This is a genomic window from Ruegeria sp. BHSB058 (assembly GCF_059613285.1).
The window spans coordinates 23,355-37,393 of the sequence record NZ_JBXWSF010000012.1; the positions used below are offsets into that span (position 1 = coordinate 23,355).

Consider the following 14,039-nt stretch of genomic DNA (forward strand, 5'->3'; position numbering starts at 1 on the left):
TTCCAAGCTCAGGTGACGTCGCGATAATCTTGGGCGCAATATGGAACCAGAACTTCTTTGAGCGGTGCGAATAAACCGGTTTTCCTCAACGGATCATGGCCCAGATCGTTCAAGAGTTCATCATGGTAGTGGGCCATATGCAAAAGCAAGGTTGCCGAGCGTGCGGGCCCGTCGGGCATCCATGATTGCTTCCAGCGCCGCAGACCGTCGATCGCGCCCTGCATCGCTTGGGACGAAGGAAGTTCGACATTGCCGGCGGCGACCTCGGCCAGCCAACGGGCCTGCAGCGCAAATGTGGTTACACTCATGAACGACGAGGCACGACCGACGAAGGCCAAGTTTGGAACATCGGGGTGCAGGATATGCCGGTACAGATAAATGCCATCCGTCCCTTCCCCAAGTCTCGTACGAAGATCATCCGGCAATTGGTCCAGCCCTGTTCGCCACCCTGTACCGAACACCACGCAATCGACGTCAAGCGCCTCGCCATCTGCAAGAACGAGTTTATTGCCGTCAAACCGAGCTATCGCGCTGCGGTGAGCCGAAATTCTGCCACTGCGAATTTTTTTCAAAAGGCCGGGTCGCGGGACCATCGTGACTTCGCTGAACGCATCCAGTTCCACCGGGTGATCCGGCACCAGGTTTTTGCCGTTTGAAATCCGCATACCCAAACCCTGCTGTGTCCGCAGCAGAACCTCGACCACGCGCCAGAACAGCCAAGGCAGCGGGTAGCCCACGTTATGCAAGGCCCGTACCATTGGCGTCGGTCGAACATAGGGTGGGATCAGGGCCGCAACCAGCCGCGTCAGCATTCCCCATTTGAATGGCAGCAACCCCAGCAGATTTCTGGGCACCGGCCAATGTGCTGTGCGAAAAACCAGATGCACCTTGTCAGCAACGTCGGTGGCCGATCCTGCGATATCGGTTGCGCTTTTGCCATATCCAACCACGGCCACACGTTTGCCTTTGAGCACGTCGAGTGTCTTGACCTGGCTACTATGAAGAATTTCCCCACTGAACCGGTCCTGCCCTTCGATTATCGGTATGTGCGGTTGTTCGGAATAGAGGCCGGTGGCGATGACCAAAAGATCTGCCGTCCTGGTCTTTGACAGACCATTCTGGTCGGTGTCGACCTTCCACACCTCGCCAGACTGGCGTACAGACGTAACTCGCGTGCCCAGCCGCAGGCGGTCCGTGATGTCGTAATGCGCGCAATAGTCTCTCAGGTATTTCTGAAATTCCGGACCGGGCGTGAACGGAGAGGCGGACTCGGACAAGGGAAAATCCGGAAACTCATAGAGGTCCTTTTGGACCTGTACTCCGAAATCGTAGTACCCATCAGCCCACACACCGCCCAACTCCGGGTTTCGATCAAGGATCGTGCATTTAATACCCTTTTCCTGTAGGCATTTGGCCGTTGCCAGACCCGAAACTCCGGCCCCGATGATCAGCGCTTCTTTGATGTTGCCCGGGTTCATCGCTCGGCCCGCCCTATACCGAATATGCGTGATCCAAGAAGAAGGAGCGCACCCAACACCCAAAGCGCAAGAATATACGCGCCGAATATCGTCCACAGCGCCCAGACCCAAAGCCCCTGCCAGACAGACTTCAGCGGCTGAGGATCAGCCAACCTTGACCGGGCTGAGACGATGATGAACAGGTGAAAAAAACCGATGACGGCCCCCAAAAAGGTTCCCGCCCAAAAAAACGCAGACATGGTGCCCCCCATGATGTCCTACCAGCAATATAACATAAAACCTATTTCTGATGTGCAGACGAGTTGCGGACGACACGACGCTTGACCTCAGGGCCGAGAATGGTTCACAGATTGGCGCATGACCAAGGTATTCCTCAACCTGCCGCGCCGTGAGATCTTGGCGCGCCATTTCGGCCACCGCCGTAAACGCTTTGCCGGATAGATCGGGGGCACTGCTGCCCCTGTTTTCACCCAAACTCAAAGCGAGAACACCATGACAGAATTTACTGAAATCCCCGTCATTCGGCTGGGCGACCGACCCGATTCAGAGATCGCCGCCGATTTTCGTGCCGCCTATGGCGTCACCGGCTTCGGTTATGTCGAAGAGCACGGAGTCGACCCGGCTCTGGTTGAAGCAGTCTTTGAAGCATCGCGCCAATTTCACGCGCTGCCGATCGAAGCCAAGATGGCCATTGCGGTCGACCAGAGCCACCGCGGTTATATCCCGATCAATACGTCGACGGACGTCAATTCGACGCTGGCCGTCGTGACCAAGCCGAATCAATCCGCGAGTTTCATGATGATGCGCGAGGATATGGCTGCCGACCCCGATGTTTATTTATCCGGCCCGAACCGTTGGCCGGATTTGCCAGGATTCCGCGAAACCTTGAATTCTTATGCCAACACCATGTCCACCCTTGGGGGGCGACTGATGAAGATCGCACTACAAGCATCTGGTGTGACAGACACCTCAATACTTGACGCGTTTTCAACCCCGACCATCTGGTTGCGCCTGTTGCACTATCCACCGCAACCTGACGCCAGCCCTGATGACCTTTTCGGCTCGGCTCCACATACGGATTTCGGCTGTCTAACCCTTCTGGCGCAGGACAACGTGGGCGGCCTGCAAGTCATGACACCCGCAGGAAACTGGGTGGATGTGCCAACACGGCCCGGCACGTTTGTGGTCAACGTCGGTGACATGCTGCACCGGATGAGTAATGGGCGACTGCTCTCGACACCGCACCGGGTGATCAACCGCTCGGGTCGCGAACGGTACAGCTGCCCGTTTTTCTTCGACCCGCATGTCAATACCGTGATCGAACCCCTGCCGGGGACCGGTACCCCCCGGTACAAACCGCTTCTTTTTGCGGATTTTCTGCGCGGGGAACTGGAAGCGGCCTATGACGCCCACAAACCAGCACAAAGTTAGATCTTTTCCCTCTTGACCTGCGGGCGTCCGCTGTCATGAACGGAGCCCATGAGTACTGCACGTCTGACCATTGACCTGTCCGCGCTCGCCGATAATTGGCGGGCGCTTGACGCAAGAAACACCGTTGAGACCGCGGCTGTAGTCAAGGCGGATGCCTACGGCCTGGGTGTTCGGCGTGTTGCACCCGCGCTGGCCAAGGCGGGTGCTCGAAAGTTCTTTGTCGCCGTCGCGGGTGAAGGCGTGGCGGTGCGTGAGGCACTTGGACCGGGACCGCTGATTGCCGTGTTTTCGGGACATATGCTGGGCGATACTGATATCCTGCGCGACTATGATCTTGTACCGATGCTCAACTCTACCGAACAATTCCAGCGTCACATGGAAACGTTGTCGGGTCACCCCTTTGGCATCCAACTGGACAGCGGCATGAACCGGCTGGGTCTTGAGCCTGCCGATTGGGCTGAGTTGCGCGAAACGGCACTGTCCAGAAACCCCGTTCTGATCATGTCGCATCTGGCCTGTGCAGATGAGCCAGATCATCCGATGAACACGCAGCAATTACACGTTTTCAAAGAGATGACGGAAGGAATTAATGTTCCCAAGTCGCTTGCGGCGACGGGCGGATTGCTATTGGGGTCAGACTATCATTTCGATTTCTGCCGACCCGGCGTCGGTCTTTATGGTGGCCAGCCCTTTGCCGAGGCAAAACCAGTCGTCACCGTCGATCTTCCAGTCGTGCAGGTTCGGCACGTACAGCCCGGTGAGACAGTGGGCTATGCCAACGCCTGGACCGCCACGCGTCCGTCGCGGATCGCAACTGTCGCTGCCGGGTATGCTGACGGCCTGCATCGGGCCACAGGCGGGGGGATCAAGGCCTATGCCTGCGGAACGCCTTGTCCGGTCGTCGGGCGCATCTCGATGGACCTGATTACAATCGACGTCACCGACGCAGGCCACGTCCCCGAGGCGCTGCAGATATTGAATGCGCAGCAGACCGTGGATGATCTGGCAAAAATCGCCGGAACAATCGGTTACGAAATCCTCACCTCGCTTGGCGCGCGATATGCACGGAAATACGTGGAATGAACCCTCTCGCTCTTCTGGCCGGACTTGGTCGAACAGTTTTGACCGTCCTTGCTGCATTCGGGCGGGTCGGCCTGTTCGCGTTTGATGCGATATCGCATATTTTCCGCCCGCCCTATTATCCGCGCGAATTTGGTGTGGCTCTGCTGAATATCGGCTGGCTGTCGCTGCCAGTCGTCGGCCTGACCGCGATTTTCACCGGTGGCGCGCTGGCGTTGCAGATCTATGCAGGCGGTGCACGTTTCAACGCCGAGGCCGTGGTACCCCAGATCGTCGCAATCGGCATGGTGCGAGAGCTTGGACCGGTTCTGGTCGGCCTGATGATCGCGGCTCGCGTGACGTCGTCAATTGCCGCCGAAATCGCCACGATGAAAGTGACCGAGCAGATCGATGCGCTGGTCACCCTGTCGACGCATCCGATGAAGTACCTGACCGCCCCACGCGTGTTGGCCGCGCTGATTACAGTGCCAGTTCTGGTCGGCGTCGGAGACATCATTGGAATCGCTGGTGGTTATGTTGTGGCGACGCAAAATCTGGGCTTCAATGCCGCCGCCTATTTGCAGAATACCGTGGATTTTCTTGAAACCCGCGACATTGTTTCGTCATTGGTCAAGGGGGCGGCCTTTGGCGTCATCGCGGCGCTGATGGGATGCTACTACGGCATGAACTCGGGCCGTGGGGCGCAGGGCGTGGGCCGCGCCACCAAGGGGTCGGTCGAGGCCGCTGCCGTGCTGATCCTTGCCGCCAACTTCGTTCTGACAGGGGTGTTTTTCTCGATATGATCCGGATGGAGAACGTTCATAAGGCCTTTGGCGACAATCGGGTTCTACAAGGAATGAACCTTGAGATTCCAAAGGGCACCTCGATGGTGATCATCGGCGGATCGGGCACCGGAAAATCCGTGGCGCTGAAATGCATTCTAGGGCTGATTGCGCCCGACAGCGGCAAGATCTTCGTCGATGGGCGCGATGCGACCGAAGGCGACCGTGATGCGTTTCTGGCGAGGTTTGGCATGCTGTTTCAGGGCGGCGCTTTGTTCGATTCTCTGCCCGTCTGGCAGAACGTGGCCTTTCGCCTGCTGCGCGGGTCGCTGAAACGCCCGGCGGACGAGGCGCGCGAAATCGCTATCGAAAAGCTGCGCCGAGTGGGCCTGAAATCCGACGTCGCCGACCGGCTTCCGGCGGAACTGTCAGGCGGCATGCAGAAACGCGTGGGGCTGGCCCGCGCCATCGCCGCTGAGCCCGAGATCATCTTTTTTGACGAACCCACCACCGGCCTTGACCCTATCATGTCCGGCGTCATCAACGACCTGATCCGTGAGATCGTGACCGAGATGGGCGCCACCGCGATGACCATCACCCACGACATGAGTTCCGTCCGCGCGATTGCCGACAACGTGGCGATGCTGCATGACGGGCTGATCCAGTGGACCGGGCCTGTGAGCGAGATGGACACGAGCGGCGATCCCTATCTGGATCAGTTCATTTACGGGCGGGCGGAAGGGCCGATTGAGGCGGTGCGTTGATAGGACCGTTGGAAGGTTCTATCGCGCTGTTTCTATTGGCTTCACCCTTTGTGGCTGCAGCCGTAACAGTGTGGCTGGGCATGAGATTGCAACTCGAGCCGGACAGTCGGAAAGCAGGAGTATTGTCTGCTACACTGCCATCCATGACATTCCTTTGGCTTGCTCTGCTGATCTTCGTAAATGCCAGCGGTTCCGATCTGCGACGGCACATGTCGTGGCATCTTCACTTGGTGACACTAGGCGCATTTATTGCTGTCAGGTTCTAATTTTCCAAGCATTTATCCAAAGCTCGTTTCGCCTACACGCAGCTATTTCAGCGCTGCTTTGTGCTGTTGCGGGGTATGTCATGTTTGCAGTCATCTTTCTTTGATCAATCCGTATTGAGCGAGTCCAAAAGGGCCGCTAGCCCATTTCTTTTTGCCAATACTCCTACCGGGTGCAAAACACGATTCACCCTGCGACCGACTGATGCGCTCAAGTTACCTTTCCCTCTTTCAAATTTGATAGGAAACGCGCAAGTCTAGGCGAACCAACAAAAACAAGCCGCCATGCTCATCCGCCTCGCCACCCTTTCGCTCCTGCTCCTCTACCCCATCGCGTGGTTCGCTCCACTGATGCGCGCAGGGCTACTGCCGATCTTCGGCCTCAGCGAGATCAGCGTGATCACCGGGCTGCAATCGCTGTGGACATCCGACATTTTTCTGGCCCTCGTCGTTACCGTCTTCGCTCTCTTAGCCCCCTACATCAAAACCATCGGCACCGCGCTGATCCAGTGGAACCTGCTGGACCCTCGCCTACAGCCCGCGCTGAACATCCTCGGCAAGCTGGCGATGGCCGATATCTTCCTCATCGCGCTTTACATAACGCTGGCCAAGGGAATCTCCTACGCCACCATAGAAACGGCCTGGGGGCTTTACCTGTTCACTGGCTGCATCCTGGCGTCGATGGTGCTAGGCTTTCTGACCGAGCGCCGCGCAACCTGAGGGCTTGATGCGGCGCGCGTCCTCGGGCACCAAGGGCGGCATGGCAAAGACGAAAACCTTCACCTGTACCAGTTGCGGCGCGGCCCATTCGCGGTGGTCGGGCCGTTGTGACGCCTGCGGCGAGTGGAACACCATCGCACAGGAGGTACCGCTGTCCGCCGGTCCCGCGTCGAAATCGTTGGGCGGCAAGCGTGGGCGGGCCATCACGCTGAGCGATCTGGCCGCAGAGGAAACGCCGCCGCCCCGCACCATCTGTGGCGTCGATGAGCTGGACCGCGTTCTGGGCGGTGGATTGGTTCCCGCCTCGGCCATATTGGTGGGGGGCGATCCGGGAATCGGCAAATCCACCCTGCTTTTGCAGGCGGCAGCACGGTTCGCCCGAACGGGCTTGAAAACCATCTATGTTTCGGGGGAGGAAGCCAGCGCACAGGTGCGCATGCGTGCACGCCGGCTTGGCCTTGCCGATGCGCCGGTGCAACTGGCCGCTGAGACCAATCTGCGCGACATCCTGACAACGCTCGAGGCGGAAAAACCCGGCCTTGCCATCATCGATTCGATCCAGACCATGTGGGCCGACAACGTCGACAGCGCCCCCGGTTCGGTCAGCCAGGTCCGCGCGGCAGCGCATGAGTTGACCTCTTTCGCCAAGCGGCACGGCGTATCGATCATCATGGTGGGTCACGTCACCAAGGAAGGCCAGATCGCCGGCCCCCGCGTGGTCGAACACATGGTCGATACGGTTTTGTATTTTGAAGGCGAGCGCGGGCATCAGTTCCGTATCCTGCGTGCGGTCAAGAACCGGTTTGGTCCAGCGGACGAGATTGGGGTTTTCGAGATGACAGGCAGGGGGCTGGCCGAGGTCAGAAACCCATCGGCCCTGTTTTTGTCCGAACGCGGCAAACCCAGCCCCGGCTCGGCAGTATTTGCCGGGATCGAAGGCACACGCCCCGTATTGGTCGAGTTGCAGGCGCTGGTCGCCCCTTCGCCCCATTCTCAGCCTCGTCGCACGGTTGTTGGATGGGACAGCGGGCGTTTGGCGATGATTCTGGCCGTGCTTGAGGCGCGTTGCGGAATCCCCTTTGCAGGGCTCGATGTCTATCTTAACGTCGCGGGCGGGCTGAAGATTTCCGAACCCGCCGCCGATCTGGCGGTTGCCGCAGCGCTGATGAGTGCGCGCGAAGACGCTGCCCTGCCGGCCGACACCGTCGTTTTTGGCGAAATTTCTTTGTCAGGTGCACTAAGACCGGCCCCGCAAACCGAAAACAGGTTGAAAGAAGCGCAAAAACTTGGTTTCACGTCAGCAATTGCTCCGGCAGGTGGCAAAACGGCCACTGTGGCAGGACTGACACTCACCCGACCATCTGATCTGGTGGGGTTTGTTGGCGAAACCTTCGGAGCAGGCTAGTATCGCGCCCGAGGCAGAAAAGAGCAGGCTAACACCATGGAAGGTTTCACCATCATCGACGGGGTCGTTGCCCTGATCATCGTGCTGTCAGCGCTGCTGGCCTATTCCCGGGGATTGGTGCGCGAAACGCTCGCCATCGTCGGCTGGGTCGCAGCTGCTGTTCTGGCTTTCCTGTTTGCGCCAAAGGCGATGCCGCTGATCAAGGAAGTGCCCGTTTTGGGCGAATTCCTGCGGGACAGTTGCGAGTTGTCCGTCATTACCGCTTTCGCAGCGGTTTTTGCCGTAGCCCTGATCGTGGTCAGCGTATTCACACCACTCTTTTCCTCGCTGGTTCAACGTTCGGCTCTGGGCGGGCTGGATCAGGCGTTGGGGTTCTTCTTTGGCGTGGCGCGGGGCATCGTCCTGGTGGCCATCGCGTTCTTTGTCTACGACACTGTAATGACCGGTCAGAACTTCACCATTGTCGATGAAAGCCGCTCGGCCGAGGTTTTTGCGCAGTTCAGCGCCAAGATCGAAGAACAAAACCCCGAACAGGCGCTCGGATGGGTCACCCAGCAATATGAAGACCTGGTCGGGGCCTGCAGCAACCCGCAGCAGTAATTCATCCGCCATTCCTGAAAATGCCCGGGCAAGTCCCGGGTTTTTTTTGTTTTGGCCGCTCATTTCTTCACCTGCGGCAAATCGCGGACGTGATCCTTTGGTGACACAGGGCGTCTGAGGCATTATGTGAAGGCCAACTCGGAACAGGAATCGGAGCTGCCCGCCTTGCAAAGCCCGCAGATGCCCCCCGCCCACCCATTTGACGATGACAAGCTCCGCGAGGAATGCGGGATATTCGGCGTCGTCGGTGTTCAGGATGCTGCCAACTTCATAGCTCTCGGTCTGCACGCCCTGCAGCATCGCGGTCAGGAGGCGGGCGGCATTGTCACCCACGATCCTGAACAGGGCTTCAACTCGGTCCGCCGATTCGGGTATGTCCGCGACAACTTCACATCCGCCGACATCATGGAAGCCCTGCCCGGACCACTGGGGATCGGCCACGTGCGCTATTCGACGGCCGGGTCCAAGGGGCAGACCGCGATCCGCGACGTGCAGCCGTTTTTTGGTGAGTTTTCCATGGGCGGTGCTGCGATTGCCCATAATGGTAACATCACCAACGCCAACGCATTGCGCCGCGAACTGATTGAACGCGGTTCTATCTTTCAATCTTCGTCCGACAGTGAATGCATCATTCACCTGATGGCGCGTTCCCTGCAGCGCAACATTCCCGAGCGGATGGAAGACGCCCTGCGCCGGGTCGAAGGCGCATTTTCAGTGGTGGCAATGACACGGACCAAGCTGATCGGCGTGCGCGATCCGATGGGCGTTCGGCCGTTGGTGCTGGGCAAGATCGGTGACGGCTGGTGCCTAGCATCGGAAACCTGTGCACTGGACATCATCGGCGCGGAATTCATTCGCGAAATCGAACCGGGCGAGATGGTTGTGATCACTGCCGAAAAGGGTGTCCAAAGCAACTTTCCATTCCGGCGACAACCGCCAAAGTTCTGCATTTTCGAGCACGTCTATTTCTCGCGCCCTGATTCCATTCTTGGTGGCCGGTCGGTCTATGAAACCCGCGAAGCCATCGGTCGGGAATTGGCAAAGGAAAGTCCGGTCGAAGCCGATCTGGTTTGCCCGGTGCCCGACAGTGGCACGCCTGCCGCAATCGGCTTTTCGCTGGAATCGGGCATCCCCTATGCAATGGGAATCATTCGCAACCAATATATGGGTCGCACCTTTATTGAGCCGACCGAGCAGATCCGAAATATGGGCGTGCGGCTCAAGCTGAACGTCAATCGCGCGCTGATCGAGGGCAAACGGGTGATTCTGGTGGACGACTCGGTGGTTCGTGGCACGACCAGCCGCAAGATCAAGGAAATGATCCTGGATGCGGGCGCCAAGGAAGTGCATTTCCGGATCGCCAGCCCGCCAACAGCCTGGCCTTGTTTTTACGGTGTCGACACACCACAGCGTGAAAAGCTGCTGGCAGCGACCATGACCGAAGAGGAAATGACCAAGCATCTGGCGGTCGACAGCCTCAAGTTCATTTCACTGGACGGTCTTTACCGAGCCGTTGGGCAGTCGGGTGGACGCGACAAGGCATGCCCGCAGTATTGCGACGCCTGTTTCTCTGGCGAGTACCCTGTGAGCCCCGCGGACATGATCGAACAGGGGTTCAAGATGCAACCCGCAGCGGAATGATCTTGTCTGGGATAGAAACGTAAAGGAGCGCTTGCGCTCCTTTCTTTTCATGCTCACGCGAGTAGCAATTTTTTGCTAGTCCGCACGCTTGGCTCTTTCGCTTTGGTGGCCAAATCACTACCCAACCCCGGTCACTCACTGACCGGGCCGACTCCATGAGCAACAAGGTAGACAGCGCCGCAACGCAGAAAGGTGCGTTAACACGGAATGATATTTCCGTGCTGGGAGTATTCGGCCCCGCCAATAACCTGCACGCCCTGGTTCGCCTTTCGACAGGCCGCACCAAGGAAGTCAAACCCGGCAGCCGGATTGGAACCGGCACGGTCATCGCCATTAACAACTCTGGGCTGGTACTGCGGCAAAGCGGCCAGACCCGCAGGATCGACATCCCCGGAAGCTAATCCTGACTTGACGATACCCGCATGGAGGTTCAAACCGCCCACATGACCGATAAGACCAAAATCGCCCTTGTCACCGGGGCTTCGCGCGGACTGGGAGCCGCACTTGCCGAAGCGCTCAGCGAGGACTATCACATAGTCGCCGTAGCCCGCACCACAGGCGGGTTGGAAGAACTGGACGATCGAATTCAAGCCAAAGGCGGTGCGGCGACACTTGCGCCGATGGATATCGCTGATCCGAATGCGATGGCGACCTTGTGCCGGGGGATATACGACCGTTGGGGCAAGCTGGATTTGTGGCTGCACACAGCGATCCATGCAGCGCCGCTGACGCCTGCCCCCTTCGTCGATCCCAAGGACTGGACCAAATCCGTTTCAATCAACGCCACGGCCACTTCGGTTCTGATCCCTTATATTGCGCCGCTATTGGGCGAGACAGGACAGGCAGTATTCTTTGACGATCGCCGTGCAGGCGAGAAGTTTTTTGGCAGCTATGGGGCAACCAAGGCGGCGCAAATTGCCCTGGCGCGCAGCTGGGCCGCAGAAACCGTCAATACCGGACCACAAGTGACGATCTTGGAACCGGCACCGATGGCCACTGTTTTACGGGCGCGTTTTTTTCCCGGAGAAGATCGTTCGGTCTTGGCATCGCCCTCCGACGAAGCCACTCGGTTGTTGGCTCTGCTCTAAGTGTGGCTCGTTCCGGGTCACATTCCCGGCTGTTGCCGGAGTAGACTTGTGAGGACCAAGACGACCTGTCATGCGATGTGGACGCCCTGACGTCCCGCCAGATCGACGAAGAACTGCCACGCAACTCGGCCCGAACGGGCACCGCGTGTGGCTTGCCACTCAATAGCTTCGGCCCGAAGTGTTTCCGCCCCGACACTGACACCATAGGCGCTGCAATAGCGGTCGATCATGGCAAGGTATTCGTCCTGACTGCATGGATGGAAGCCCAGCCAAAGGCCGAAACGATCCGAGAGCGACACCTTTTCCTCGACTGCCTCTGACGGGTTGATGGCGCTGGAGCGTTCGTTTTCGATCATGTCGCGCGGCATTAGGTGGCGGCGGTTCGATGTAGCATAGAACACGACATTCTCCGGGCGCCCCTCGATACCACCATCCAGCACGGCCTTGAGGGATTTATAGTGCTGGTCGTCATGACTGAATGACAAGTCATCGCAAAACAGAATGAACCGGTGCGGCGCGGCGCGCAGGTGGTTGAGCAGGCGTGCGACCGAACCCATGTCTTCCCTTTGGAGTTCGACCAGTTTCAAATCTGGATGATCGTCTTGCAAAGTGCCGTGTACGGCCTTGACCAGGCTCGATTTGCCCATACCGCGCGCGCCCCATAAAAGCGCGTTGTTCGCCTTGAAACCTTTTGCGAACCGCCGCGTGTTGTCGAGCAGCGTATCGCGTGAGCGGTTTATGCCAACAAGCAGGTCGAGATCCACTCTGTTGACATGCGGTACAGGTTCCAGCCGATCGGGATCAACATGCCAGACAAATGCCGATGCCGCATTGAAGTCCGGTGCGGCGAGCGGTGCGGGTGCCATCCGTTCCAGGGCTTCGGCAATGCGGTTCAGGGCTTGGCTGTCCATATGGTCCTCCGGTCTGATCAGGCGCTTCAAACATGTTCCGGCAAGTGCGACAAGCCATCTGAACCGAAAAAGGCGCGCGGGTTGCCCCGCACGCCATTCCAGTCGAGTGAGCGAGGCTTACTTGCCGTCCTCTTCAAACTCGGCCATCAGGGGATCGTCCTCTTCCTCGTCGTCGTAATAGCCGTCCGCACGCAGCTGCGCCTCGCGCTTCTTTTCGACACGCGCGACAAGGAAAATCGAAACTTCGTACAGGCCGTAAACCACCGTGAACAGGATCAATTGGGTGATCACATCTGGTGGCGTGACCAAGGCCGCAAGGATCAGAATACCAATCATCGCGTATTTCCGGACGGCACCCAGCCCCTCGGCGCTGACAAGACCTGCTTTACCCATCAACGTCAAAAGGACCGGCAATTGAAAGCAAAGCCCGAAGGCGAGGATAAACTTCAGCGTGATGTCGAGGGATTCATTGACCTTGCCAAAAAACGTGATTTTCACGCCGTCTGATGTCTCGGGTACCACGGCGACTTCGGTCGGCACTTCACCCGTCGCCGAAGACAGCAAGTTGGCAAAGATCGAACTGACATCGGCAAAGCCGAGGAAGAACTGCATCGCCAGTGGTGTCACCACGAATTGGGCAAAGGCTGCCCCGAGCAGGAACATGAAAGGTGACGCGACAAGGAAGGGAAGGAATGCGCCTTTTTCCGATCGGTACAACCCTGGCGCCACGAACCGCCACATCTGGTAGGAGATCACCGGGAATGCCAGGGCGAAACCGAATACCATGGATATTCTAAACAGGGTGAACAGGTATTCCTGTGGCGACGTGTACTGCAACGTCGGGGAAGGATCGCCAAGTTCGCGAAGGGTCGCCTCGATCGGCTGCAACAGAAACTGCAGGATCGGCTCGGCCACCGCAAAGGCGACGATAATGCCGACCACAAAGGCCAGAACGGAACGTATCAGCCGCGTGCGCAGTTCGGTCAGGTGTTCGATCAGCGGCGCGGAGGTGTCGTCGATCTCGTCTGATTTGCTCATGTCTTGTCTGTCTCGGTGTTGAGCGCCGCCTCGGCTTCTTCGGCCTTGGCCAGTGCATCGGCGGCCTCGCGCGCCTTGCGATCGGCTGCGGCACGGGCGGTCGCGGCCTGAATCTTCTTGGCCTGCTCGGCCCGCTCGGCGGCCAGCTTTCCGGTCTCGCTGTCAGGATCGAACTTGGTCGGATCAATGCCCGAGGTAATATCCGAGGCCATGTCCTGCGCCGCCTTCTTGACCCCGTCCATCGCCGTGTTCACGGGGTTGGTCGCAGCCTTGATCCCCTTGGATATCTCACTCACGCCAGCCTCGTCGGCCGCCTCGTTCATTGCACGGCTGAACTCACGCGCCATGCCTCGAGCCTTACCAACCCACTGCCCCACATTGCGGAACAGGACAGGCAGGTCTTTGGGCCCTACTACGATCAGCGCCACGATGCCGATAACCAGAAGCTCGGTCCAGCCCAGATCAAACATGGTTGCTTATGCCTTGTCTTTGTCGGTCTCGGGCGTGACATCCTTGGCAGCGGTTGCGGCGTCCTGTTCGATCTCTTCGGTACCGTCCTTGACCCCTTTCTTGAAAGCGGTGATCCCTTTACCGACTTCACCCATCAGCGAACTGATCTTGCCACGGCCAAACAGCACCAGCACCACAACCGCGATCAGCAGAAGGCCGGGAAGGCCGATATTGTTAAGCATAGTCTTACTCCTCTTTCACCGGTTTCCAGAGCACCGGTCGTCATGATTTCGATTGGTGTTTTACGCCTGTGTCCGACGCACAGAAAGCACAGACAGCTTTGGTGACACGCCTTTTCACGAAAAAAATGACCGTTTCGTTCAGGCCCTGAAAGCTACTGACAGGTTTA

The 14,039-nt window shown here is 58.4% G+C and carries 16 protein-coding genes; 10 read left to right on the forward strand and 6 right to left on the reverse strand.

Translation table 11 applies throughout. The features are described from left to right. Positions 1-8 precede the first annotated feature (8 nt). Entirely contained in the window at positions 9-1,478 is a 1,470-nt protein-coding gene (locus tag AC2FNB_RS05010; RefSeq protein WP_496744864.1) for a flavin-containing monooxygenase, read from the reverse strand. After that, positions 1,475-1,717, reverse strand: a complete 243-nt coding sequence (locus AC2FNB_RS05015; RefSeq protein ID WP_480748160.1) for a hypothetical protein — start codon at positions 1,715-1,717, stop codon at positions 1,475-1,477. The genes AC2FNB_RS05010 and AC2FNB_RS05015 overlap by 4 nt, the downstream gene beginning before the upstream one ends. Before the next feature lie 253 nt (positions 1,718-1,970). On the opposite strand from AC2FNB_RS05015, the gene AC2FNB_RS05020 reads away from it, so the two are divergent. From AC2FNB_RS05020 to AC2FNB_RS05065, 10 genes are all read left to right on the forward strand, one after another. Then, entirely contained in the window at positions 1,971-2,909 is a 939-nt protein-coding gene (locus AC2FNB_RS05020; protein ID WP_480748159.1) for an isopenicillin N synthase family dioxygenase, read from the forward strand. Positions 2,910-2,957: 48 nt separating this feature from the next. Next, positions 2,958-3,992, forward strand: a complete 1,035-nt coding sequence (gene alr, locus AC2FNB_RS05025) for an alanine racemase (protein ID WP_496744865.1) — start codon at positions 2,958-2,960, stop codon at positions 3,990-3,992. Next, positions 3,989-4,771, forward strand: a complete 783-nt coding sequence (locus AC2FNB_RS05030; RefSeq protein ID WP_480748157.1) for an MlaE family ABC transporter permease — start codon at positions 3,989-3,991, stop codon at positions 4,769-4,771. Before alr ends, AC2FNB_RS05030 begins: the two co-directional genes overlap by 4 nt. Continuing rightward, a complete protein-coding gene (locus AC2FNB_RS05035) occupies positions 4,768-5,514 on the forward strand; it encodes an ABC transporter ATP-binding protein (RefSeq protein WP_480748156.1) in 747 nt (248 codons plus the stop codon). Before AC2FNB_RS05030 ends, AC2FNB_RS05035 begins: the two co-directional genes overlap by 4 nt. A gap of 548 nt (positions 5,515-6,062) precedes the next feature. Continuing rightward, positions 6,063-6,497, forward strand: coding sequence for a paraquat-inducible protein A (locus AC2FNB_RS05040; protein WP_480748154.1), 435 nt, complete (start codon positions 6,063-6,065; stop codon positions 6,495-6,497). Between the two features lie 40 nt (positions 6,498-6,537). Further along, positions 6,538-7,902: a DNA repair protein RadA gene (gene radA / locus AC2FNB_RS05045; protein WP_480748434.1), complete on the forward strand. Its 1,365-nt coding sequence runs from the start codon at positions 6,538-6,540 to the stop codon at positions 7,900-7,902. A gap of 36 nt (positions 7,903-7,938) precedes the next feature. Then, positions 7,939-8,502, forward strand: coding sequence for a CvpA family protein (locus AC2FNB_RS05050; RefSeq protein ID WP_480748153.1), 564 nt, complete (start codon positions 7,939-7,941; stop codon positions 8,500-8,502). 180 nt (positions 8,503-8,682) lie between these two features. Beyond that, positions 8,683-10,143, forward strand: coding sequence for an amidophosphoribosyltransferase (gene purF, locus AC2FNB_RS05055; protein WP_480748433.1), 1,461 nt, complete (start codon positions 8,683-8,685; stop codon positions 10,141-10,143). 155 nt (positions 10,144-10,298) lie between these two features. After that, positions 10,299-10,544 (forward strand): hypothetical protein, encoded by a 246-nt coding sequence (locus AC2FNB_RS05060; protein ID WP_496744868.1) that lies wholly within the window; start codon positions 10,299-10,301, stop codon positions 10,542-10,544. Positions 10,545-10,586: 42 nt separating this feature from the next. Further along, positions 10,587-11,231 (forward strand): SDR family NAD(P)-dependent oxidoreductase, encoded by a 645-nt coding sequence (locus tag AC2FNB_RS05065; RefSeq protein WP_496744870.1) that lies wholly within the window; start codon positions 10,587-10,589, stop codon positions 11,229-11,231. Between the two features lie 68 nt (positions 11,232-11,299). Here the strand turns inward: AC2FNB_RS05065 and AC2FNB_RS05070 are convergent, their stop codons facing one another. From AC2FNB_RS05070 to AC2FNB_RS05085, 4 genes are all read right to left on the reverse strand, one after another. Then, complete coding sequence (locus AC2FNB_RS05070) at positions 11,300-12,142, reverse strand: ATP-binding protein (protein WP_480748150.1); 843 nt, start codon at positions 12,140-12,142, stop codon at positions 11,300-11,302. 117 nt (positions 12,143-12,259) lie between these two features. Continuing rightward, a complete protein-coding gene (gene tatC, locus AC2FNB_RS05075) occupies positions 12,260-13,180 on the reverse strand; it encodes a twin-arginine translocase subunit TatC (protein ID WP_480748149.1) in 921 nt (306 codons plus the stop codon). Next, a complete protein-coding gene (gene tatB / locus AC2FNB_RS05080) occupies positions 13,177-13,650 on the reverse strand; it encodes a Sec-independent protein translocase protein TatB (protein WP_480748148.1) in 474 nt (157 codons plus the stop codon). Before tatB ends, tatC begins: the two co-directional genes overlap by 4 nt. Before the next feature lie 6 nt (positions 13,651-13,656). Beyond that, the gene (locus AC2FNB_RS05085; protein ID WP_480748147.1) at positions 13,657-13,872 is read right to left on the reverse strand and encodes a twin-arginine translocase TatA/TatE family subunit; all 216 of its coding nucleotides are present in this window, start codon (positions 13,870-13,872) and stop codon (positions 13,657-13,659) included. Between the last annotated feature and the right edge of the window lie 167 nt (positions 13,873-14,039).

Coding starts and splice junctions, on each gene's coding strand:
- AC2FNB_RS05010 (WP_496744864.1), bottom strand. CDS start 1,478: ATGAACCCGGGCAACATCAAAGAAGCGCTGATCATCGGGGCCGGAGTT.
- AC2FNB_RS05015 (WP_480748160.1), bottom strand. CDS start 1,717: ATGTCTGCGTTTTTTTGGGCGGGAACCTTTTTGGGGGCCGTCATCGGT.
- AC2FNB_RS05020 (WP_480748159.1), top strand. CDS start 1,971: ATGACAGAATTTACTGAAATCCCCGTCATTCGGCTGGGCGACCGACCC.
- alr (WP_496744865.1), top strand. CDS start 2,958: ATGAGTACTGCACGTCTGACCATTGACCTGTCCGCGCTCGCCGATAAT.
- AC2FNB_RS05030 (WP_480748157.1), top strand. CDS start 3,989: ATGAACCCTCTCGCTCTTCTGGCCGGACTTGGTCGAACAGTTTTGACC.
- AC2FNB_RS05035 (WP_480748156.1), top strand. CDS start 4,768: ATGATCCGGATGGAGAACGTTCATAAGGCCTTTGGCGACAATCGGGTT.
- AC2FNB_RS05040 (WP_480748154.1), top strand. CDS start 6,063: ATGCTCATCCGCCTCGCCACCCTTTCGCTCCTGCTCCTCTACCCCATC.
- radA (WP_480748434.1), top strand. CDS start 6,538: ATGGCAAAGACGAAAACCTTCACCTGTACCAGTTGCGGCGCGGCCCAT.
- AC2FNB_RS05050 (WP_480748153.1), top strand. CDS start 7,939: ATGGAAGGTTTCACCATCATCGACGGGGTCGTTGCCCTGATCATCGTG.
- purF (WP_480748433.1), top strand. CDS start 8,683: ATGCCCCCCGCCCACCCATTTGACGATGACAAGCTCCGCGAGGAATGC.
- AC2FNB_RS05060 (WP_496744868.1), top strand. CDS start 10,299: ATGAGCAACAAGGTAGACAGCGCCGCAACGCAGAAAGGTGCGTTAACA.
- AC2FNB_RS05065 (WP_496744870.1), top strand. CDS start 10,587: ATGACCGATAAGACCAAAATCGCCCTTGTCACCGGGGCTTCGCGCGGA.
- AC2FNB_RS05070 (WP_480748150.1), bottom strand. CDS start 12,142: ATGGACAGCCAAGCCCTGAACCGCATTGCCGAAGCCCTGGAACGGATG.
- tatC (WP_480748149.1), bottom strand. CDS start 13,180: ATGAGCAAATCAGACGAGATCGACGACACCTCCGCGCCGCTGATCGAA.
- tatB (WP_480748148.1), bottom strand. CDS start 13,650: ATGTTTGATCTGGGCTGGACCGAGCTTCTGGTTATCGGCATCGTGGCG.
- AC2FNB_RS05085 (WP_480748147.1), bottom strand. CDS start 13,872: ATGCTTAACAATATCGGCCTTCCCGGCCTTCTGCTGATCGCGGTTGTG.